General features: G+C 70.9%; 20 protein-coding genes and 1 tRNA gene. 11 read left to right on the forward strand and 10 right to left on the reverse strand.

All coding sequences use genetic code 11. The annotated features are described in order from the left end of the window. Both VIL67_RS04020 and VIL67_RS04025 read right to left on the reverse strand, forming a co-directional pair. The gene (locus VIL67_RS04020; protein ID WP_332047553.1) at window positions 1-906 is read right to left on the reverse strand and encodes a co-chaperone YbbN; all 906 of its coding nucleotides are present in this window, start codon (window positions 904-906) and stop codon (window positions 1-3) included. Between the two features lie 68 nt (window positions 907-974). Further along, entirely contained in the window at window positions 975-1,505 is a 531-nt protein-coding gene (locus tag VIL67_RS04025; RefSeq protein WP_332047554.1) for a prolyl-tRNA synthetase associated domain-containing protein, read from the reverse strand. 80 nt (window positions 1,506-1,585) lie between these two features. On the opposite strand from VIL67_RS04025, the gene VIL67_RS04030 reads away from it, so the two are divergent. Then, window positions 1,586-2,329 carry a DUF6065 family protein gene (locus VIL67_RS04030; protein ID WP_332047555.1) on the forward strand — a complete coding sequence of 248 codons (744 nt, stop codon included), beginning with the start codon at window positions 1,586-1,588 and terminating at the stop codon, window positions 2,327-2,329. Between the two features lie 87 nt (window positions 2,330-2,416). Beyond that, a tRNA-Gly gene (locus VIL67_RS04035) sits at window positions 2,417-2,491 on the forward strand. Between the two features lie 127 nt (window positions 2,492-2,618). Here the strand turns inward: VIL67_RS04035 and VIL67_RS04040 are convergent. Then, window positions 2,619-3,329 carry a hypothetical protein gene (locus VIL67_RS04040; RefSeq protein WP_332047556.1) on the reverse strand — a complete coding sequence of 237 codons (711 nt, stop codon included), beginning with the start codon at window positions 3,327-3,329 and terminating at the stop codon, window positions 2,619-2,621. Window positions 3,330-3,448: 119 nt separating this feature from the next. Here VIL67_RS04040 and VIL67_RS04045 point away from each other — a divergent pair, with 119 nt between their 5' ends. The 4 genes from VIL67_RS04045 to VIL67_RS04060 all read left to right on the forward strand — a co-directional run bounded on the left by VIL67_RS04045 (window position 3,449) and on the right by VIL67_RS04060 (window position 10,583). Next, window positions 3,449-5,338, forward strand: a complete 1,890-nt coding sequence (locus tag VIL67_RS04045; protein ID WP_332047557.1) for a M1 family metallopeptidase — start codon at window positions 3,449-3,451, stop codon at window positions 5,336-5,338. A gap of 279 nt (window positions 5,339-5,617) precedes the next feature. Further along, window positions 5,618-7,243 (forward strand): OprO/OprP family phosphate-selective porin, encoded by a 1,626-nt coding sequence (locus VIL67_RS04050; RefSeq protein ID WP_332047558.1) that lies wholly within the window; start codon window positions 5,618-5,620, stop codon window positions 7,241-7,243. 48 nt (window positions 7,244-7,291) lie between these two features. Next, on the forward strand, window positions 7,292-8,167 hold the full coding sequence (locus VIL67_RS04055; RefSeq protein ID WP_332047559.1) for an EamA family transporter: 876 nt from the start codon (window positions 7,292-7,294) through the stop codon (window positions 8,165-8,167). 82 nt (window positions 8,168-8,249) lie between these two features. Next, complete coding sequence (locus tag VIL67_RS04060; protein ID WP_332047560.1) at window positions 8,250-10,583, forward strand: PAS domain-containing sensor histidine kinase; 2,334 nt, start codon at window positions 8,250-8,252, stop codon at window positions 10,581-10,583. Window positions 10,584-10,639: 56 nt separating this feature from the next. On the opposite strand, the gene VIL67_RS04065 is transcribed toward VIL67_RS04060, so the two are convergent. Together VIL67_RS04065 and VIL67_RS04070 are read right to left on the reverse strand one after the other, a co-directional pair. Further along, on the reverse strand, window positions 10,640-11,224 hold the full coding sequence (locus VIL67_RS04065; protein WP_332047561.1) for a CC0125/CC1285 family lipoprotein: 585 nt from the start codon (window positions 11,222-11,224) through the stop codon (window positions 10,640-10,642). Between the two features lie 110 nt (window positions 11,225-11,334). Continuing rightward, window positions 11,335-11,736: an MAPEG family protein gene (locus tag VIL67_RS04070; RefSeq protein WP_332047562.1), complete on the reverse strand. Its 402-nt coding sequence runs from the start codon at window positions 11,734-11,736 to the stop codon at window positions 11,335-11,337. A 110-nt stretch (window positions 11,737-11,846) separates the two neighbouring features. Here VIL67_RS04070 and VIL67_RS04075 point away from each other — a divergent pair, with 110 nt between their 5' ends. Then, complete coding sequence (locus tag VIL67_RS04075) at window positions 11,847-12,047, forward strand: KTSC domain-containing protein (protein ID WP_332047563.1); 201 nt, start codon at window positions 11,847-11,849, stop codon at window positions 12,045-12,047. Here VIL67_RS04075 and VIL67_RS04080 read toward each other — a convergent pair. The 3 genes from VIL67_RS04080 to VIL67_RS04090 form a co-directional block, all read right to left on the reverse strand. Continuing rightward, window positions 12,044-13,276: an argininosuccinate synthase gene (locus VIL67_RS04080; protein WP_332047564.1), complete on the reverse strand. Its 1,233-nt coding sequence runs from the start codon at window positions 13,274-13,276 to the stop codon at window positions 12,044-12,046. The genes VIL67_RS04075 and VIL67_RS04080 overlap by 4 nt on opposite strands. Window positions 13,277-13,349: 73 nt before the next feature. Then, window positions 13,350-13,631, reverse strand: coding sequence for a hypothetical protein (locus VIL67_RS04085; protein ID WP_332047565.1), 282 nt, complete (start codon window positions 13,629-13,631; stop codon window positions 13,350-13,352). Between the two features lies 1 nt (window position 13,632). Beyond that, window positions 13,633-15,552, reverse strand: coding sequence for a potassium transporter Kup (locus tag VIL67_RS04090; protein WP_332047566.1), 1,920 nt, complete (start codon window positions 15,550-15,552; stop codon window positions 13,633-13,635). Between the two features lie 187 nt (window positions 15,553-15,739). Here VIL67_RS04090 and VIL67_RS04095 point away from each other — a divergent pair, with 187 nt between their 5' ends. Beyond that, on the forward strand, window positions 15,740-16,540 hold the full coding sequence (locus VIL67_RS04095) for an SDR family NAD(P)-dependent oxidoreductase (protein WP_332047567.1): 801 nt from the start codon (window positions 15,740-15,742) through the stop codon (window positions 16,538-16,540). An 8-nt stretch (window positions 16,541-16,548) separates the two neighbouring features. Here VIL67_RS04095 and VIL67_RS04100 read toward each other — a convergent pair whose 3' ends face one another. After that, the gene (locus VIL67_RS04100) at window positions 16,549-17,247 is read right to left on the reverse strand and encodes a MarC family protein (RefSeq protein ID WP_332047568.1); all 699 of its coding nucleotides are present in this window, start codon (window positions 17,245-17,247) and stop codon (window positions 16,549-16,551) included. A 67-nt stretch (window positions 17,248-17,314) separates the two neighbouring features. On the opposite strand from VIL67_RS04100, the gene pyrF reads away from it, so the two are divergent. Continuing rightward, entirely contained in the window at window positions 17,315-18,034 is a 720-nt protein-coding gene (gene pyrF / locus VIL67_RS04105) for an orotidine-5'-phosphate decarboxylase (RefSeq protein WP_332047569.1), read from the forward strand. Here the strand turns inward: pyrF and VIL67_RS04110 are convergent. After that, entirely contained in the window at window positions 18,031-18,225 is a 195-nt protein-coding gene (locus VIL67_RS04110) for a DUF1674 domain-containing protein (protein ID WP_332047570.1), read from the reverse strand. The two genes, pyrF and VIL67_RS04110, sit on opposite strands and share 4 nt — an antisense overlap. Window positions 18,226-18,312: 87 nt before the next feature. Between VIL67_RS04110 and VIL67_RS04115 the strand changes: the two genes are divergently transcribed. Both VIL67_RS04115 and VIL67_RS04120 read left to right on the forward strand, forming a co-directional pair. Further along, the gene (locus VIL67_RS04115; protein WP_332047571.1) at window positions 18,313-18,738 is read left to right on the forward strand and encodes a hypothetical protein; all 426 of its coding nucleotides are present in this window, start codon (window positions 18,313-18,315) and stop codon (window positions 18,736-18,738) included. A 17-nt stretch (window positions 18,739-18,755) separates the two neighbouring features. Beyond that, window positions 18,756-20,063 carry an RsmB/NOP family class I SAM-dependent RNA methyltransferase gene (locus VIL67_RS04120; RefSeq protein WP_332047572.1) on the forward strand — a complete coding sequence of 436 codons (1,308 nt, stop codon included), beginning with the start codon at window positions 18,756-18,758 and terminating at the stop codon, window positions 20,061-20,063. Window positions 20,064-20,067 lie beyond the last annotated feature (4 nt).

The raw sequence follows: 20,067 nt of genomic DNA on the forward strand, positions 1-20,067 counted from the left end.
TCAACTGAACAGGATCGCCGACAGCCGGCGCCGGCCGTTCTTGGCGATCTCGGAGCTGTGGCCCGCCGCCTCGAAGATCGTCAGCAGCTGCTTGCGGGCCGCCTGGTCGTTCCACTCGCGGTCCTTCTCGATGATGGCCAGCAGGTGGTCCACCGCGGCCTCCATCTGCCCCTTGCCGGCGAGCGCCTTGGCCAGCTCGAGGCGCGCCTCGTGGTCGTCGGGATCGCTCGCCAGCCGCTGCTCCAACGGCGCGGTCTCGGAGTCGCCCTCGGCGGCCAGCGCGAGCGCCGCCCGCACGCTGTCCAGCTCGGGGTCCTTGGCGCCTTCTGGAACCATGTCGACGATCTCGCGGGCGCGGTCACTGTCGCCCGAGGCGAGGTAGACGCGCGCCAGACCGGCCATGGCCTTCACGTTCTCGGGCTCGTGGCGCAGCACTTCCGCGTAGGCCTGGGCTGCGCCGCCGAGGTCGCCGAGCTCCATGGACTCGCGGGCCATGTCCAGGAGGTCGTCGGCCGGCGAGCCGGCGCCCGCGCCGCCCTGCTTGGCCAGGCGCTCCACGAACTGCTTCACCTGGCTATCCGGCAAGGCGCCCATGAAGCCGTCCACCGGGCGGCCGCCGACGAAGGCGAACACCGCCGGGATCGACTGCACCCGCAGCTGGCCGGCGAAGGCCGGGTTCTTGTCGATGTCGATCTTCACCAGCTTCACCGCCCCTTTGGCGGCGGTCACGGCCTTTTCGAGGGCCGGGCCGAGCTGGCGGCACGGACCGCACCAGGTCGCCCAGAAGTCGACGATCACCGGCGTCGTCTTGGACGCCTCGACCACGTCGGCCACGAAGCTGGCGTCCGTCCCGTCCTTGATGATGTCGCCGGCCGGCTTGCCGGCGGTGTCCCCAATCAGGGTCATGGCTCTCTTACCCTCGCCTCGTCAGCCAAACGCCTCGCACGCCAAGATGGTCGCACAGCGGGCCCGGTTCAACGCACCGGCTCAACCACGGCCATGGCCTCGAAGTCCACCACCATCGGCGCGACTCCCACGGCGGCGAGAAAGCGGCGGAAGCCGTCGCCGCTGACGGTGGTGGTGGCGGTGTTGGCCATCGGGTGGAAGTTCAGCCGATCGGCTTCGGCCAGCGTCCGGTCCAGCACGAAGCGCACCTGCCGCTCGCGGTCGTTCACCAGGGCGAAGGCGGTGACCGAGCCTGGAGACACGCCGAGCACCTGGGCCATGAGCGTGGGGCTGCCGAACGACAGCCGGCCCGAGCCGATCACGTGATGAAGGCGCTTCAGGTCGATCCGGGCGTGGCCTTCGGCGGAGACCAGCCACAGCTGATCCTTCGCATCCTTCAGGAACAGGTTCTTGGTGTGCGCGCCCGGGAGCCTCGCCTTGATCTCCTCGCCCTCTTCGACCCGGAACACCGCCGGGTGGTCGTGGGTCTGGGCCTCCACACCGATTTCCCGCAGGAAGGCCAGCAGGCCGTCCCGGTCCTTGGGCTTCACCTCGCTCATCGCCTCCTGATAGCGGAACTGGACGCGGGCGCCATCCGCGCTCTAGAGGTCGGCCACACCCTAACCGCACGAGCCGACCGATGCTTCTGGAGTGCTTCCCCGTCACCGATCGCCCCCCTGAGCTGGTGCCGGGCCGGCCGCAGCGGGCCTGGATGGACCACTTCGCCGCGCGCCACCCCTATCGGTGCCTGCCGCTCAGCATGGCGAACTCGTCGGGATGGGAGCTGCTGTGCCCGGTGGGCTTCACCGCCGAGTGGAACGGCGGGAACATGCAGCAGGACATCACCCTGCGCCCCGACAACCCGCATCCGGATTTCCACAAGCTGGCCTCCAGCCACTTCAGCCACGGCGTGCTGACCTTCCATGCGGGCTACCTGTTCCGGACCCCGCCGGGCTGGTCGATGATGGTCATGGGCGCGCCCAACCACATCAAGGACGGCATCCAGCCGCTGTCCGGCGTGGTGGAGACCGACTGGCTGCCGTTCCCGTTCACGATGAACTGGCTCTTCACCCGGCCTGGGCGCGTCCGGTTTGAGAAGGGCGAGCCCTTCTGTTTCATCACCCTGCTGCAGGATAAGACGCTGCATGAGATCCAGCCCGTGATCCGGCGCATGGATTCCGACCCGGAGCTTCGCCACCAGTACGACGTCTGGGAGAAGCACCGCAGCGAGTTCAACCAGAAGATCTTCCGCGGCGACCCGGAGGCCACCAAGGAGGCCTGGCAGCGCTACTACTTCAAGGGCGAGTTCCCGGAGGAGGTCGCCGCGCCCGCCCCGCAGGGGCACGTCAACAAGCGCCGGCTGAAGACCCCGAAATTCGGCTGAAGACCCGCTTGCAAAGGCCTGGGTCGTCTGCCATAAGCCGGCCTCTCGAATTTCGGGGGCCGCCGGAAACGACGGACTTCGAGGAGCGCGGGCGTAGCTCAGGGGTAGAGCACAACCTTGCCAAGGTTGGGGTCGGGCGTTCGAATCGCCTCGCCCGCTCCAAGATTCGAACGGACAAACGCCGCCCTTCGGGGCGGCGTTTTGCGGTTGCGGCGGTGTCGCTCACCTGTCGAAGACCCGCCCTCGCGGCCCGGGGCCGCCACCGCCCGCAAGCAAGGTCTGCCGTCGGTCAGGCGGCAGCCTGGCGGATGGCCTCCTCGAAGGCGGCCATGACCGTGGGTCGGTCGGTGTCGTAGATGCCGTGCCCGCCGCGCCCGGTCCAAAGCCGCGCCCCGGCCGCCGCCAGGGCTTCACGGTCGGCCGCGCTGGTAAGGCTCGGCCAGCCAGGGCCCAGCGCAGGGCTCTCCAGCGGCCGGTCTCCGGCCACCACATGCAAGGGCTGCCCCGCTCTCACCTCAAACCGGCGCGGGGCTGTCGCGGCCGGCCCGAGGCCCAGCGCCTCGGCCACGAACCGCATCTGTTCGGGGTGCAGCCGTCCCGCCATGGTCTCGAGGAATCGCTGCAGGGGCCACAGGCCCGCGGCGTCCAGGAAGGGCTCCACGGCCACCCACGCCCGGACCGAATCCGTCGCGACCCCGAGCACCGCCGATGCGCCCGTGGAGAAGCCGCCCAGCACCACCCGGCGCCCGCCGTGCAGCCGCTCTACCGCCTCGCCGAGCGCCTCCGAGATCAGGGGGAGATCGTAGCGGGCGAAGCCCGGGCCCGACATGGCCGGCAGCCAGACGAGGGTCGCCCCTGCGCCCTCGACGCGAAAGTCACGGAGGTAGTCGCGCGACGGGAAGACGCCGTTCACGACCACCACCACCGGGGCGTCGGCGTGCGGCGGCGGCTGCAGCGCCTCGATCCGCAGCCTGCCCCTGGATGTCTCGACGAAGTCCATGCCCGATCCTCAGGCCAGGCTTAGGGGCGGGGGAGAGACGAGGCAACCGCTGCGGCGCGAGCCCAGGTGCGCCGATAGGCTGCGCCGGCTATGACCCTGGCGACCGTTCGGAGTAGCCCATGACCCGCTTCACCCGCCGCGCCCTGATGCTCGGCTCGGCGCTCGCCCTTGGTGCGGGGCCCGCCGCGCTTAGCGCTCCAGCCCGCATCGCGCCGCTGCTGACCACGCCGGAGGCCGTGGACGCCCAGTCGTGGGCGCGGCCCCGCGAAGCCCGCGTCACGCACGTTCATCTCGATCTCGCCGCGGACTTCGAGCAGCGGACGATCGGCGGGACCGCCACCCTCGACGTTCTCGCGCAGCCGGGCGTCGACGAGGTGGTCCTGGACGCCCTCGACCTGCAGGTGTCGCGGGTCACCGACGCCCGCGGCAGAGCCCTGGCCTGGAGCATGGGTCCGAAGGACGGCGACAAGGGCTCGGCGTTCACGATCAAGCTGGCGGGCGCCCGGCGGATCGTCATCGCCTACCAGGCGGGCCCGGGCGCCACGGCCCTGCAATGGCTGCCGCCGGAGCTCACCGCCGGGAAGGCCGCCCCCTTCCTCTACAGCCAGGGCCAGTCGATCCTGAACCGGAGCTGGTTCCCCACCCAGGATAGCCCCGGCGTGCGCCAGACCTGGAGCGCTCGCCTGGTGGTCCCCGCCGGCATGACGGCGGTGATGAGCGCCGAGCGGCTGACGCCGAACGGCGAGCCCGCCGGACCCGGCAAGCGGGCCTTCCGCTTCCGCATGCCCCATCCCGTGCCGACCTACCTCGTGGCGCTGGGCGTCGGCCGCCTGGCGTTCCGGCCGCTGGGCCGCCGCACAGGAGTCTACGCCGAGCCGGCCATGCTGGAGCGCGCCGCCTTCGAGCTGGCGGACACCGAAAAGATGGTCACCGCCGCCGAGCGGCTCTACGGCCCCTACCGCTGGGGCCGCTACGACCTGCTCGTCCTGCCGCCCGCCTTCCCCTACGGCGGCATGGAGAACGCCACCCTCACCTTCCTCACCCCCACCTTCATGACGGGCGACCGGGCGAACGTCAGCCTCGTGGCCCATGAGCTGGCGCACAGCTGGTCCGGCAACCTGGTCACCAACGCCACCTGGCCGGATGTCTGGCTGAACGAGGGCTTCACCAGCTACGTCGAGAACCGGATCATGGAGGCGATCTACGGCCGCGAGCGGGCGGTGATGGAGGCCGACCTCGCCTGGGACACCCTGCAGGCGGACATCAAGGAGCTGGGCGGCCCCTCCGATCCGCGCACCCGGCTCTACGGCGAGCCCGGCGGACAGATCGACTACTTCAAGGGCGAGACCTTCCTTCGCACCCTGGAGACGCTTCTGGGCCGCGAGCGCTGGGACGCCTACCTCCGCAGCTACTTCGACCGACATGCCTTCCAGCCGCAGACGACGGCCGGCTTCCTGGCCGACTTCCGCCGCCATGTCGTCCGGGGTGACGCGGCGCTGGAGGCGAAGCTGCAGCTCGACGCCTGGGCCTATCAGCCCGGCCTGCCGGACAACGCCGTCCACCTGCGCTCGGCCCGCCTGGAGGCGGTGGACCGCTCGGTGGCGGCCTTCGTCGCGGGCGGCGCGGCATCGAGCCTGCCGGCCAAGGGCTGGACCACCCAGGAGTGGCAGCGGTTCCTGAACAACCTGCCGCGGCGGCTCACCCCCGAGCAGCTGGGCGACCTCGACCGGGCGTTCGGGCTCTCGGCGTCCACCAACGGCTATGTCCGCTCGGCCTGGCTGGAGCTGGCCATCGCCAACCGGTACGAGCCCGCCCTGCCGTCGCTGCGCCAGTTCCTGACCAGCGTCGGCCGCGGCCTGTTCGTGACCCCGCTCTACACGGGCCTGATCCGGCAGGGCGACTGGGGCCGCGGCCTCGCCCGGGAGATCTTCGCGCAGGCGCGTGCGACCTATCATCCGAGCCTGGCCGACCGCATCGCCCGCACCCTGGCGGGCGCCCCCGCGGCCTGAGGCCTTCGCGGCCCGGGGTTACCCGGCGCTACGCCGCAGCGTAGGGCCGGCCATACCCGCGGCGCCGCCGAGAAGGGTCACACCCTGTCCGCCCTGATCTATCCGGTAGGGCCACGCACCGACCGCGCCGTGGTATTGCCGGAGTGACGGGGACCGAACGACGTGTTGATGAGCAGGCTATACATCTAACTATACTGGCGCTTGGCCGCGCCACGTCTTGGGATTAACACCTGGTTTACCAACACCGCTGAACGTCCCCGGCAAATGTCGGGGGTCTCCGTGGGCAGGTCATCGTTTCTTCATCGCAGTCTCGGCGCGGCGCTCGCCGCCGCCGCCCTACTGGCCGGGACGCCGGCCCTGGCGCTCGACACCGACGACGCCCCCCAGGCGACCGCGCCCGCGGATCTGGTGACAGACGGCGAACCCGCCGGCGGAGCCACGCCCGCGCCGGCGGTCGATCCGACGGCCGCGCTCGCCGCCCGCCTCGACGCCCTGGAGAAGCGCAACGCCGAGCTCGAAGCGCAGGTGCAGCGGCTGAGCGCGGTCGAGGCCAAGCCGGCGCCCAAGGCGGATCCCGCCGCGGCCAAGGTCTCCCTGGCCAACGGCCGCCCCACCTTCGCCAGCGCTGATGGCCGTTTCACGGCTTCCCTGCGCGGCTTCTTCCAGCTGGACGCCTCCCGCTTCGACCAGCGCCGGCCCGGCCCGCTGGCCAGCGATTTCCGCCGCGGCTCGCTCGGGGACGCCGCGGAAGCCGACCGCGCGCGCGACCTGGGCGACGGGACCAACTTCCGCCGCGCCCGCATCGGGGTCGAGGGCAAGGCCTTCGGCGATTGGGATTACAACTTCCTGTTCGACTTCGGCGGTTCCGGCGTCGAGTCGTCCGGCGTGATCAACCAGGCCTGGCTGCAGTACGGCGGTCTGAAGAACGCCAAGCTGCGGGTCGGCGCCTTCGCCCCGCCCGCCGGACTCGACGACGCCACCTCGGTGACCCAGAACCAGTTCATCGAGCGGGCGGCGGTTTCCGAGCTGGTGCGCGGCCTGGCCGGCGCGGACGCCCGGGTGGGCGCCGGCGTGCTGGCGGCGGGCGAGCGCTGGAACGCCTCGGCGGTGGTGACGGGCGCCACGGTGGGCCAGCAGAGCTTCGACGAGCAGCTGGGCTTCGTCGGTCGGGCGGTGTTCGCACCGATCAAGTCCGCCAAGACGGTCGTGCACCTGGGGGTGAACACCTCGCAGGTGATCAACCCGCCCGCGGCCGGACCCGACGTGCCGCCTGTCGGCGCCGCCCAGAACGTGCGCCTGCGGGAACGCCCGGAGAACCGGGTGGAGAGCGTCCGACTGGTGGACACCGGAAACATCGACGCGGACGGAGTCAGCGCCCTGGGCCTGGAAGCCGCTGCGCAGCACGGGCCGCTGACCGTCCAGGGCGAGTACCAGACGATCAAGGTGGAGCGCCGCAACAGCACGCTCTCCGATCCCAGGTTCGACGGCTGGTACGTCCAGGCCGGCTGGACCCTGTTCGGTCCGCCGCGCAAGTACAGCATGAGCAGCGCCTCGTTCGAGGCTCCGAAGGTGGAGAAGCCCTTCAATCTGAAGACCGGCGACTGGGGGGTCTGGGAGGTCGGCGCCCGCTACTCGGTGCTGGACCTGAACAGCCGCGAGGGTGCGGCCGGCGCGGCCCCGCCCGTCAACGGCGTCCGCGGCGGCGAGCAGAAGATCGCCACCCTCGGCGTCAACTGGGCGCCCAACAACACGGTGCGGTTCCAGGCCACCCTGCAGGACGTGGAGGTGGACCGCCTTTCGCCCGGCGGCACGGCGTTCGGCGCAGGCGCGCTGACCCCGCCGGCCGGAGCCCAGGTTGGCCAGAAATTCAAGATCTGGACGGTCCGGGCGCAGTACGCCTTCTGAACCGCGCCGGAATGAGCTAACGGCCTCCCGTCGAAGCCGGGGGGCCGTATGCACGCAAGCGCGAGGGGATGGCTGCCGCTGGCGGCCTGCATCACCGCCACCGCCTGCTTCCAGGTCGGCGCGGCGCTGGCCAAGGGCCTGTTCCCCGCCGTCGGCGCGCCCGGCGCCGCCGCCATGCGACTGGTTCTCGGCTCGGCCATGCTGCTGGTGTGGGCCCGGCCCTGGCGCGACTGGCCGGCGCAGCCGAGGCTGGGCGCCCTGGCGGTGCTTGGGGCCGCCACCGCGGGCGCCATCCTGTTCTTCTACCTGGCCATCGCGCGCCTGCCGCTCGGCATGGCGATCGCCCTGCAGTTTATCGGACCCTTGGCGGTGGCGGTCCTGGGTTCGCGCCGGCCGTTGGACCTTCTGTGGGCCGGCCTGGCGGCCGCCGGCGTCTGGGCGCTGGTGGGCCAGGGCCTCGCCGCCGATCGGCTGGACCCGCTGGGCCTTGCCGCGGCGCTGGCCGCCGCCGCCTGCTGGGCTAGCTACATCCTGGTCGGTCGGGCCGCGGCCGCCTCCTTTGGCCGCGCCACGTCGGCGCTCGCCGCCACCGTGGCCACCGTCTTCGTGCTGCCGGCCGGCGTGGTCCATGCGGGCGCCGCCATGCTCGACCTTTCCCTCCTGCCCCTGGCGCTGCTGGTGGCCCTCGTCTCCGTGGCCATTCCGTTCTCGCTGGAGCTGTTCGCCCTGCCGAGGCTGCCGGCCCGCACCTTCTCGGTGCTCACCAGCACCGAGCCGATGTTCGGCGCATTATTTGGCTTCCTCGTGCTGCATGAAAGGCTCGCCGAGGCCCAGCTCGTCGGGGTCGCGGCGGTGATGGCGGCGGCCGCGGGAGCGGCCTGGTCCAGCGCCCGGGAGCCTTCGAAAGAGGTGCCGCCCACCTGAGCTGCGCCGTTACGTGGAACCGCGTTCGCCGTCGCTCGTTTTCTGAGGTCGCGCCGTGCGTCACGGCTGAGTTGGGGGATGCATGACAACGGAGGTGCTGCCGCCGTCCGGGACGAGCGCGGAAGGCCAGCTGCGCATGGCTCTGGACTTCGCCGGCGTCGGCGACTGGAGCTGGGACGCGCGCTCGGATGCAGTGGTTCTCTCGACCACCGCCTGCCAGATCTTCGGCGTGTCTCCTGGCCCCCTCACCTGGAGCGACATGCAGGCGCGGCTGCTCCACCCGGAGGACCGCGGCCGGGCCGCCGCCGCCGTCGAGGCGGCGCTCGCTTCGCGTGGCCAGTACCGGGTCGAGTACAGGATCCGGCGGCCCAGGGACGGCGTGGAGGCCTGGGTGCTGGCGGCCGGACGGGCCACTTACGCGCCGGACGGCGAACCGCTCGCCATGTGGGGCCTGGTGCAGGACGTCACCGACCGCAAGCGGACCGAAGCCCGTCTGGCCGCGAGCGAGGCGGAAGCCCGGGCGACGGCCAATCTGCTGCAGGCGATCGGCGAGTCCTCGCCCGACCTGATCTACGCCAAGGATCGCGAATTCCGGACGATCTACGCCAACGCCGCGACGCTGCGGGCCCTGGGGCTGCCCCTGGAGGCGGTGCTCGGACGGGCCGCCGCCGACTACGCCAGCCAACCGGCCGAGGGCGAGGCGCACGCCGACAACGACCGGATCGTCATGGCCACGGGCGCGACCCAGGTCGTGGAGGAGGTCTTCACGGGCCAGGACGGCAAGCAGCGGGTCTACCAGTCCACCAAGGCGCCCCTGCGGGACGGCGCCGGCGAAGTCATGGGCATCGTCGGGGTCTCGGTGGACATCTCCGAAAGCCGCGCGACCCAGGAACGGCTGCGCCGCCAGTCCGTGCAGCTCAAGGCGCTCGCCGACGCCCTGGTCCGGGTGGCGCGGGCCGCCACCTTGGGCGACACCCTGGAGGAGCTGACCCACGCGGCGCGGACCATCATCGGTGCGCACCAGTCGGTGGTCAGCCTGACGCGCGGCCCCGACTGGAGCCAGGCGATCAACAGCGTGTCGCTGTCCGAGAAGTATGACCGCTGGCGCGATTACGCCGAGATTCCGGACGGCAGCGGCGTCTACGCCTGGCTTTGCGAGCAGAACCGCCCCGTGAGGCTCACCCAGGCCGAGCTGGAGGCGCACCCCCGGTGGCGCGGTTTCGGCCGGCACGCCTCGGAGCACCCGCCCATGCGGGGCTGGCTCGCGGCTCCGCTCATCGGCCGCGACGGACGCAACCTCGGGATCATCCAGCTTTCCGACAAGCTGGAGGACGGCGACTTTGACGAGGCGGACGAGGCCATCCTCGTGCAGCTGGCCCAGTTCGCGTCGGCGGCCATCGAGCAGAGCACCACCGAGGAGGCGCTGCGCCAGAGCACGGAGGCGCTCCAGGACCGCGAGGCCCAGCTCACCGCGGCGCTCGACGCCGGCGCGCTCGCGATCTTCGATTTCGATCACGTGGCCGGCCGCATGGCCCCGTCGCCCCGGCTGAACGCCCTCTACGGCTATCCGCCAGATCACGATCTGACGCTCGCCGACATCCGCGCCCGCTATCACCCGGAAGACGCCGAGGGCATCCTGGCCCGCGCCCGGGCGCATGACGCCGATCCTTCGATCCGCCACTTCGAGTGGACCTTCCGCCTCCAGCTGCCCGATGGCGCGATCCGCTGGATCGAGGGTCGGGGCGAATACCTGCGCGACGACGCGGGCGCCATCCGGCGGTCGCGCGGCGTCGTCATGGACATCACCCAGCGCAAGCGGTGGGAAGAGCACCAGCGCCTGCTGATCAACGAGCTGAACCACCGGGTGAAGAACACCCTGGCTGTCGTCCAGAGCCTCGCCCACCAGACCTTCCGGTCCGGCCAGCCGCCCGAGGCCAGCCGAGCGGCCTTCGAGGCGCGGCTGAGCGCGCTGTCGGCGGCCCACAACCTGCTGACGGAGCAGAGCTGGGAAGCCGCCGCCATGGATGAGATCGTGGCGACCACCGTGACGGCGGCGCTTGGCGGCGACGCCGGGCGGGTCCGGCTGTCCGGCCCGACGGTTCGCCTGTCGCCGCAGACCGCGGTCTCCGTCGCCCTGGCGATGCACGAGCTGTGCACCAATGCGCTGAAGTACGGCGCCCTATCGAACGACAGCGGTCGCGTCGCGATCGACTGGACCGTGGATTCCGGCGCGCGACGGCTGGCGCTCACCTGGACGGAGAGCGGAGGTCCGCCGGTCCGGCCGCCCGGGCGGCGGGGCTTCGGATCGCGGATGATCGAACGGGGCCTGGCCGGGGAACTGGGGGGCGACGTCGCCCTCGACTTCCGCCCGGAGGGCCTCGTCTGCCGGATCGACGCGCCGCTGCCGCCGGCCTGAACACAAGGAAACGCCCCCGCCCGGCGAACCGGCGGAGGCGTCCAAGGTCGTTCAGATCAGCGCGGCGCGGGGTACTGGATGCGCGGACGCAGGTTGTCGATCACGGCGCGCGCTTCGAACGCCCGCGGGTCGTCGGCCGGCTTTTGCCCGCGGCCCATCACGATCTCGGCGGCCGCCTCGAAGCGCTCCACCGTCCTCACGTCCACCCGGTTCGCCCAGAAGGGGTCCCCCCAGAACGGATCCCACGAACGCCAGCCGTAACCCCGGCCGAAGTAGCGCCACGAGGGACGCCAGTAGCCGTAGCCCGGCCCGTACCACGGCCGGTAGAACGGATCCGGCTCCACGTAGGTGCGGGCGTCGCGATCGGTGTGCCGGTCGACGATGGAGAACCAGTCGTAGCCGCTTTGCACGGTCAGCTCGGCCGAGCGGAACAGCAGGTAGGCCTCCACGGTCTCCCGCGAGGTGAGGCTGTTGCCGGCGAAGGTGACGCGATAGCGGTTGGGCTCGAGCCGGAGCTCGGAATAGCCGCCGGAGGTCTGCTGCCCCGGCAGGTTGGGTTGGTAGGGCGTGGCGGTGGCGCACGCCGACAGCCCGGCCGCCAAGGCCAGAACGGCGGCGATAGCGGCGGATCTCTTTGACATTCTGTCTCTCAAACGAACGGAACGTCCCTCGAAAGGACATCTATGCCTCTGAACACGCAGCGGCAATCGCGGTTTCCGCGCCGATGTTATGTGAGTTTTGGGCGCGTCGCTCAGCCGACTTGGGCGTACACCCACGCCGCCCGTCCAAGCCCACCGAACAGCAGCACCGCGCAGGCCAGCGCCTGGATCAGGAATCCGAGCTCCCGGTTCTTCGGGTCCTTCATGTAGCCGACGGCGTAAATCACCCGGCCGAGGATCCAGACGACCCCCATGGCCGCGGCGACCATGTCGTTCCAGTAGAGGGCGAAGATCCACAGCGAGGGCAGGTAGATCGGCAGCCACTCGAGCGTGTTGGCATGCACCCGCACGGCGCGTTCCAGGACCGGGTCGCCGGTCATCTGCGGCGGCTGGATGCCGGTCTTGCGCCGGGCGCGCGCGACGCCGATGCCCAGCGAGAAGTAGAGGATGAGCGAAAGCAGGGTGACGATCGCCACAACGGCGTGGGTCTGCATGGTTGGTCCCTCCCGACGCCCCAGCCTGCCACGCTTGCGCTGTACGAGGGAACCGGAACCCTCCGTCTGCGCGTTCAGGTTGCGTCTGACCACGCAGGACTCATCCAGACGTGCCGTCCACCGCCATCCGCCACATCGACTACGACCAGGCGAGCCAGCGGCTGAGGGTCCGGTTCGTCAGCGGGCAGCGCTACGAGTACGAGGGCGTGCCGCCCCCGGTGCACCGCTCGTTCGTGGAGTCCGGCTCCAAGGGCCGCTTCTTCCAGGCGGAGATCCGCGACCGCTACCCGTTCCGACGGCTGGACAGCTAGCCCCGCAGCCGCTTGTCCCGGTTGGCCGTGACCCGCAGGCGCAGGGCGTTCAGCTTGATGAAGCCGGCCGCGTCACGGTGGTCGTAGGCCACGGCGCCCTCCTCGAAGGTGACCAGCTCCTGGTCGTAGAGCGAGTAGGGGCTGGTCCGGCCGATCACGGTGACGTTGCCCTTGTAGAGCTTCACCCGCACCTGGCCCGAGACCATGGCCTGGGAGTGGTCGATCGCCGCCTGCAGCATCTCGCGTTCCGGCGAGAACCAGAAGCCGTTGTAGATCAGGCTGGCGTACTTCGGCATCAGCTCGTCCTTCAGGTGCATGGCGCCCCGGTCCAGCGTGATGCTCTCCATGCCCCGATGGGCGGCCAGCAGGATCGTCCCGCCGGGCGTCTCGTAGACCCCGCGCGACTTCATCCCGACGAAGCGGTTCTCCACCAGGTCGAGACGGCCGATCCCGTTGTCGTGCCCGAGCTCGTTCAGCCGCGTCAGCAGGGCGGCGGGAGACAGCTTCTGCCCGTCGATGGCGACCGGGTCGCCCTTCTCGTAATCGATGGTGATGACGGTGGGCTGGTCCGGCGCGGCTTCCGGCGAGATCGTGCGCATGTGCACGAACTCGGGCGCTTCCACCGCCGGGTCCTCGAGGACCTTACCCTCCGACGAAGAGTGCAGCAGGTTGGCGTCGACGCTGAAGGGGCTCTCGCCGCGCTTGTCCTTGCTGATCGGGATCTGGTGCTTCTCGGCGAAGTCGATCAGCGCCTCGCGGCTCTTGAACGCCCATTCGCGCCAGGGCGCGATCACCCGGATGTCGGGCTCCAGCGCGTAGTAGCCAAGCTCGAAGCGGACCTGGTCGTTCCCCTTGCCCGTCGCCCCGTGGCACACGGCGTCCGCGCCGACCTGGCGGGCGATCTCGATCTGCCGCTTGGCGATCAGAGGTCGGGCGATGGAGGTGCCCAGCAGGTACTGGCCCTCATAGACCGTGTTGGCCCGGAACATCGGGAAGACGAAGTCGCGGACGAACTCCTCGCGCAGATCGTCGATGAAGATGTTCTCGGGCTTGATGCCCAGCATCAGCGCCTTCTCGCGCGCCGGCCCCAGCTCCTCCCCCTGGCCGAGGTCGGCGGTGAAGGTGACCACCTCCGCGCCGTACTCGGTCTGCAGCCACTTCAGGATGATCGAGGTGTCCAGGCCGCCGGAATAGGCGAGCACGACCTTCTTGACGGACTTGTCGGCCATGTCGGGCTGTAGCTTTCGATAAGGGAAGAGACGTCGCGGGCCTTAAAGGGCCTAAGGGCGCGGGGTTCAAGCGCTAACCGCGCCGCTGCACCAGGCTGAGGTGCGCCAGGGCGAAGAGCGAGCCGAGGAAGGCGCGGGTCGCCGCCACCAGCCCCGCCGAGACCGCCTCGGTCGGCCAGGTCCGCGCCACGTAGCCCAGCGGGAAGCTGACCAGCACCGCGATCGCGGGGAGAACCCAGGTCCGAAGCCGGTTCGCGCGCGGGTCGTTGCGGTGGATCGCCAGCGACAGGCTGAACATGATCGACAGGGCGAGCACCGACAGGGCGTCGCCAACGTAGGCGAGGACCTGGACCACCTTAGACCGTCACCTGGGTGCCCATCTCGACCACGCGGCCGGGCGGGATCTTGTAGAAGTCGGTGGGGTTTGCGGCGTTGCGCATCAGGAAGATGAACAGCTTGTCCTGCCACAGCGGCATGCCCGACTGGGCCGATGGCACCACCGAACGCCGGCCGAGGAAGAAGCTCGTGGCCATGATGTCGAACTTCAGGCCGAGCTTGCGGCATAGGCCGAGCGCCTTGGGCACGTTCGGGCTCTCCATGAAGCCGTAGGCGATGATCACCTTCTTGAAGTCGTCGTTCAGCGGTTCGATCCGCACCCGCTTGTCATCCTCCACCCGCGGCGTTTCCGTGGTCTCCACCGTCAGGATGATGTTCTTCTCGTGCAGCACCTTGTTGTGCTTGAGGTTGTGCATGAGAGCCACGGGAGAGGTGTCCGGATCGGAGGTGAGGAACACCGCCGTCCCCGGGGCCCGGTAGGGCGCCCGCGCCTTGAGGATGTCGGCCAGCTCCGCCAGCGGGACACTGTCGCGCCGGGTCTTCTCGGACAGGATCTGCGCGCCGCGGGTCCACGTCCACATGATCAGCACCAGGCCCGCGCCCAGCACCAGCGGCAGCCAGGCGCCTTGCGGGATCTTCAGCAGGTTCGACGAGATGAACACGATGTCGAGGAAGCCGAAGGCGGCGGTGGCCAGCGTGGCCTGCCAGACCGGCCGCTTCCACATGTAGCGGACGATGTAGAAGAACAGCAGGGTGTCGACGAACATCGCCCCGGTCACCGCGATGCCGTAGGCGGCCGCAAGGTTTGAGGAGGTGCGGAACATCACCAGCAGGATCAGCACGCCGACGAGGAGGAAGGTGTTCACCTGCGGCACGTAGATCTGGCCCGCCTGGGTCTCGCTGGTGCGGCGGATGTCGATGCGGGGGAAGAGGCCTAGCTGGACCGCCTGCTGGGTCATGGAGAAGGCGCCGGTGATGACCGCCTGCGACGCGATCACGGTGGCGGCGATCGAGAGCAGCCACACCGGCCAGTAGACCAGCTCCGGGATCATGTCGAAGAACGGGTTCTCGGCGGTCTCGGGGTGCGCCAGCACCATGGCGCCCTGGCCGAGGTAGTTCAGGATCAGCGACGGCAGGACCAGCACCACCCAGGCCGCGCGGATCGGGCCTTTGCCGAAGTGGCCCATGTCGGCGTAGAGCGCCTCGGCGCCCGTCACCGCCAGGAAGACGCTGCCCAGGATGACGAAGCCCAGGAAGCCGTTGTCGATAAGGAACATCACGCCGTAGTGGGGCGACAGGGCGCGGAAGACCGAGAAGTCGTCGGAGATGTGATAGAGGCCGAGCGCGCCCAGCACGAGGAACCAGAGCGCCGTCACCGGCCCGAACAGCCGCGCCACATTGGCCGTGCCCCGCGACTGCACCAGGAAGAGCAGCACCAGGATCGCCATGGTCGCCGGCAGGACCAGGGGCGCGAGCCTCGGCCCGATCCCCGGCAATTCCTTCATGCCTTCCATCGAGCCCAGCACCGACACAGCCGGCGTGATGATGCCGTCGGCGTAGAACAGGGCGGCGCCGGCGACGCCCAGGGCGAAGATGATCACCGACCGACGCCCGGGACTGACGCGCTGCGCCAGCGCCATGAGCGCCAGCGTGCCGCCCTCGCCCTTGTTGTCGGCGCGCATGAGGAAGACGACGTACTTGACGCTGACGATCAGGATCAGGGCCCAGATCACCAGGGAGACGACGCCCAGCACGGCCAGCTCGCTCGTCCCGCCGCCGCGGGCGTGGTGCAGCGCTTCGCGCATGGCGTAGAGCGGGCTGGTGCCGATGTCGCCGAACACGACGCCGACCGAGCCCAGGGCCAGCGCCCAGAACTTCTCCTTGGGCGCGTGGTGCGTCCCCTCCGCCCTCTGACCGAGGGCGCCGGCCGGATCAGCCATCCATCATCTCCGGGGACAAGACGCGTCAGACGTCCCCTTGGCGGCCCCATGCCGTCACGCGGGCGGCGCGATACACCCAATTCCCAGGCCGTTCAATGCCGCGTCGTCCCAGCTGTTCCTGTGGGACCAGGCTTCGCAAGGCGTCCGCCTCGCCCTAGGTTCGCCGCGACGCGCGCGGGAGAGCTGGATGGAACGCAGACTGGCCCTGGTGACCGGGGCCTCGGCCGGCATAGGCGCCGCCTTCGCGCGCATCCTGGCCGGGCGCGGCTATGACGTGGCGCTCACCGCCCGACGCGCCGACCGCCTGGACAAGCTGGCCGGGGAGATCCGCCTGGCGGCGGGCGTCGAGACCCTCGTTGTTCCCGCCGACCTGGCGGACCGCCACGCGCCGGAGCAGATCCTCGACCAGCTGGCGGCGCACGGCCGGACCGTGGACTTCCTGGTCAACAACGCGGGCTACGGCCTGCCCGGCGTCTATGCCGAGACCACCTGGCCAGACCAGGCGGCGTTCCTTCAGGTGATGCTCCATGCCCCGAGCGAGCTGGCCCACCGGGTGCTGCCCGGCATGCTGGCCCGCCGGTTCGGGCGGATCGTCAACGTCGCCTCGCTGGCCGGCCTGATCCCCGGCGCTGCGGGGCACACCCTCTACGGCGCCACCAAGAGCTTCCTCATCAAGTTCTCCCAGAGCCTGCATCTCGAGACCCGCGACAAGGGCGTGCACGTCTCTGCGCTCTGCCCGGGCTTCACCTGGTCGGAGTTCCATGACGTCAACGGGACGCGTGAGCGGGTGGGCGCCTCGACGCCGGGCTGGGCCTGGATGGGCGCGGAGGAGGTCGCGGCGGCGGGCTATCAGGCGGTGGAGGCGAACCGCGCCGTCTGCGTGCCCGGCGCCCCCAACAAGGCCGCGGCAGCCTTCGCCAAGCTGATCCCCGACGACTGGGGCCTCGCCATCCTCGCCACCCAGAGCCGGAAGTTCCGGCAGGGGTGAGGCTGCTCCTAATGCCCGTCCTGGTAGGGCGTCGCGGCTTCCGGCTGGATGATGCCGATGGTCGAGTCCGCCAGGCCGGCGAACATGAACTGCACGGCGAGGGCGCAGAGGATCAGGCCCAGCACCCGCACCACGATCGTCAGACCGATGCGGCCGAGGATGCGGGTGATCAGCGGCGTCGCCAGGAAGGCCAGCAGGGTCGCCACGGACACCACCGCGATCACCGCGACCCCGATCGCCGCCCCGGCCAGCCCGAAGACGCGGGCCTGATCGGCGTAGATCACCACCGTCGAGATCGCGCCCGGCCCGATCAGCAGGGGCATGGCGAAGGGGACGATCATCCGCTCGAAGCGCTTGCGGGCGTAGGCGCTGCCGCCTTGGCCAGCCTCCTCGGGATCGGCCGCATCCGCATAGGTAGCCGTGAAGTCGTCGCGGGCCATCTCCAGGCCCAGCATGAAGAGGATCACGCCCCCGGCGATGCGGAACGCTGGCTGCGAGATGCCAAAGAAGGTCAGTAGGCTGAGCCCCGAGAAGTAGAAGAAGGTGAGGAAGCCCAGCACAAAGAGGCTGATGTAGACGGCGATGCGCGCTCGCACCCCGCTGCGCACGCCGCCCGTCGCGGCGGCGAAGACCGGCACGTTCCCGATGGGGTCAAGCAGCGCGAACAGCGCTACGAAGAAGTTGACCGCGAAGTCCCACTGGCTCATGCAGGCGTCTTAGCCCAAATCGCTGACGCCGGACCACCCGTGGTCCCGCCTGACCGGAGCCTTCGCCATGGCCGCCGCCGCGCCTGCACACGCCCATGTCGCCGCCGATCCGCGGCTGATCGTGCCGCTGGACCTCCCCACCGCGGACGAGGCCCGGGCCATGGTCGAGGCGTTGGGCGACGCCGTGGCCTTCTACAAGGTCGGCCTGGAGCTGTTCGCCAGCGACGGAATGGCCCTGGCCCGGGAGCTGAAGGCCCAGGGCAAGCAGGTGTTCCTCGACTGGAAGCTGCACGACATCGGCACCACCGTGCAGCGCGCGGCCGCCGTCCTGGCCCAGTCGGGCTGCGACTTCCTGACGGTGCACGGCGAGCCGCAGGTAATGGCTTCGGCGGTGCGTGGGCGTGGAAACTCGGGCCTCAAGATCCTCGCGGTGACGGTGCTGACCAGCCTCGCCGACGCCGACCTCGAGGAGATGGGCTACGCCGAGACGGCTCGGGCGCTCGTCGAGCGCCGCATCCACCAGGCCATCGCCGCCGGCTGCGACGGCGTCATCGCCAGCCCGCACGAGGCCGAACTCGCGCGCCGGCTGGGCGGGGCGGACTTCCTGGTGGTGACCCCCGGCGTTCGGCCCGACTGGTCGGCGAAGAACGATCAGGCCCGGGCCGCCACCCCGCGCGAGGCCTTGCAGGCCGGGGCCAGCCATATCGTGTGCGGCCGCCCGATCACCGCCGCCAACGACCCACAGGCCGCGGCGCTGCGCGTGGCCGCCGAGATGGCCGGGGTCTAGAAGTCGACGGCGATACCCTTCCGCTCCCAGTCGCCGAAGCGGGTGGGCTCGGGACCCCGGGGGCCGCCCTGTTCGGCGGCGCGTTCCGCGGCGATGGCCGCCTGGCGGCGGGCTTCCGCTTCCTCGAGGGCGCGTCGGGCGGCCTCGGAAAGCGCCTTGCCCGGGGCGGCGTTGGGGGGCGCGTCGGTCATGGCCCCTATCTAGTGTGTGACGGGCGTCACGTCCAAGCGGCGGCTTTGTCGGCAAACGCCCCCTCCACATCATCGGAGGGAAAAACAATGCCGCGGATCTCCACCGCCTTTTTCGCAACCGCCGTCCTCTACGCCCTGGCCGGCATGGTGCTCGGCATGGTGATGGGCGCGAGCGGCGACCACACCATGCGGCCGCTGCACGCCCACATAAACCTGCTCGGCTGGGCGACGCTCGGCCTGATGGGCGCCTTCTACGGCGTGGCCGGCGAGCGCGCGCCGCGCCGGCTGGCCTGGACGGTTTTCGCCGTCGCCAACCTCGGCAACATCCTGCTGCTGGCCATGCTGTCGCAGATCCTGCAGGGCAAGCCGCCGGTGCTGCCCCTGCTCATTGGAGGCGAGGTGCTGGTGGTGCTCGGCATGGCCCTGTTCGGGGTTTCGGTGCTGCTCGGCGGGCGCCGCCCGCCGGTCGAGCTCGCGACGGGCGAAACGCAGCCCTTGCGCCAGGCGGCCTGAGCGGGCAACCCGCGCGGGTGACCGACACCCGAACCCAAGACACCCCCGGCGGCGCGCCGGGCCACGCCGCCCGCGCCGCCGCCCTGGACCTACTGACCGCCGCGCTGTCGCGTCGGGCGGGCATGGACGAGGGCCTCGCCCATCCGGCCCTCAAGGCGCTGAGCCCGCGCGACCGGGCCTTCGCCCGGGCGCTCGTGATGGCGACGCTTCGCCGGCTTGGGCCGATCGACGCAGCCCTCCAGGCCCGGCTGCAGAAGCCGCCGCCCGAGCGGGTGGTGAACGTGCTGCGCCTGGGCGCCGCCCAGCTCTTCGTACTGCAGACCCCGGCCCACGCTGCGGTTGGGGCGACGGTGGACCTCGCCGCCGCAGACAAGGCCACCCGGCCGTTCAAGAACCTCGTGAACGCCGTACTGCGCGGACTGACCCGCGAGCCCCCGGACCTCGCCGACCCCGAGCTGCTGGCGCCCACCTGGCTCTACGCCCGCTGGCGCGCCGCCTACGGCGAAGCCGAAGCGCGGGCCATCGCCGCCCAGATTGCGGAGGAGCCGGCCGCCGACCTCTCCCTCAAGGCGCCGGACGACGCGGCGGCGCTCGCGCCCGCCCTGGAGGCAGAGGCGCTGCCGGGCGGCACGCTGCGCTCGGCGCTCAAGGGCGAGGTCTCCGCCTGGCCGGGGTTCCAGGAGGGCCGGTGGTGGGTGCAGGACGCCTCCGCGGCGGTTCCCGCCCGCCTGCTCGGCCTGACCGAGGGCCAGACGGCGCTCGACCTCTGCGCCGCCCCCGGCGGCAAGACCCTGCAGTTGGCGGCCATGGGCGCGCGGACCACCGCCGTGGACAAGTCGGCCTCGCGGCTGCAGCGCCTGTCCGAGAACCTGGCCCGCACCGGGCTCTCCGCCGAGGCGGTGGCCGCCGACGGCGCCCAGTGGAACGACCGGCGCCGCTTCGACGCCGTGCTGCTGGACGCGCCCTGCTCGGCCACCGGGACCTTCCGCCGCCATCCGGACGTGCTCTGGGCCGCCAAGCCGCAGGACATCGCCAGCCTCGCCGCCGTGCAGAGCCGGCTGCTCGACGCCGCCGGCCGCCGCGTGAAGCCCGGCGGCGTGCTGGTCTACTGCGTCTGCTCGCTGGAGCCCGAGGAGGGCCAGCCGCAGGTGGACGCCTTCCTGGCCCGCACGCCCGAGTTCGCCCTGGAGCCGGTCGGGCCGGGCGAGGGCGGCGCGCCGGAGGCCAGCCTCACCCCGGAAGGGACGCTGCGGATCCTGCCGCACCACCGCCCGGGCGGGACGGACGGCTTCTTCATCGCGCGCCTGCGTCGGAAATCCGACTGACCTG

The sequence above is a fragment of the Phenylobacterium sp. genome (assembly GCF_036563385.1).
Lineage (GTDB): Bacteria > Pseudomonadota > Alphaproteobacteria > Caulobacterales > Caulobacteraceae > Phenylobacterium.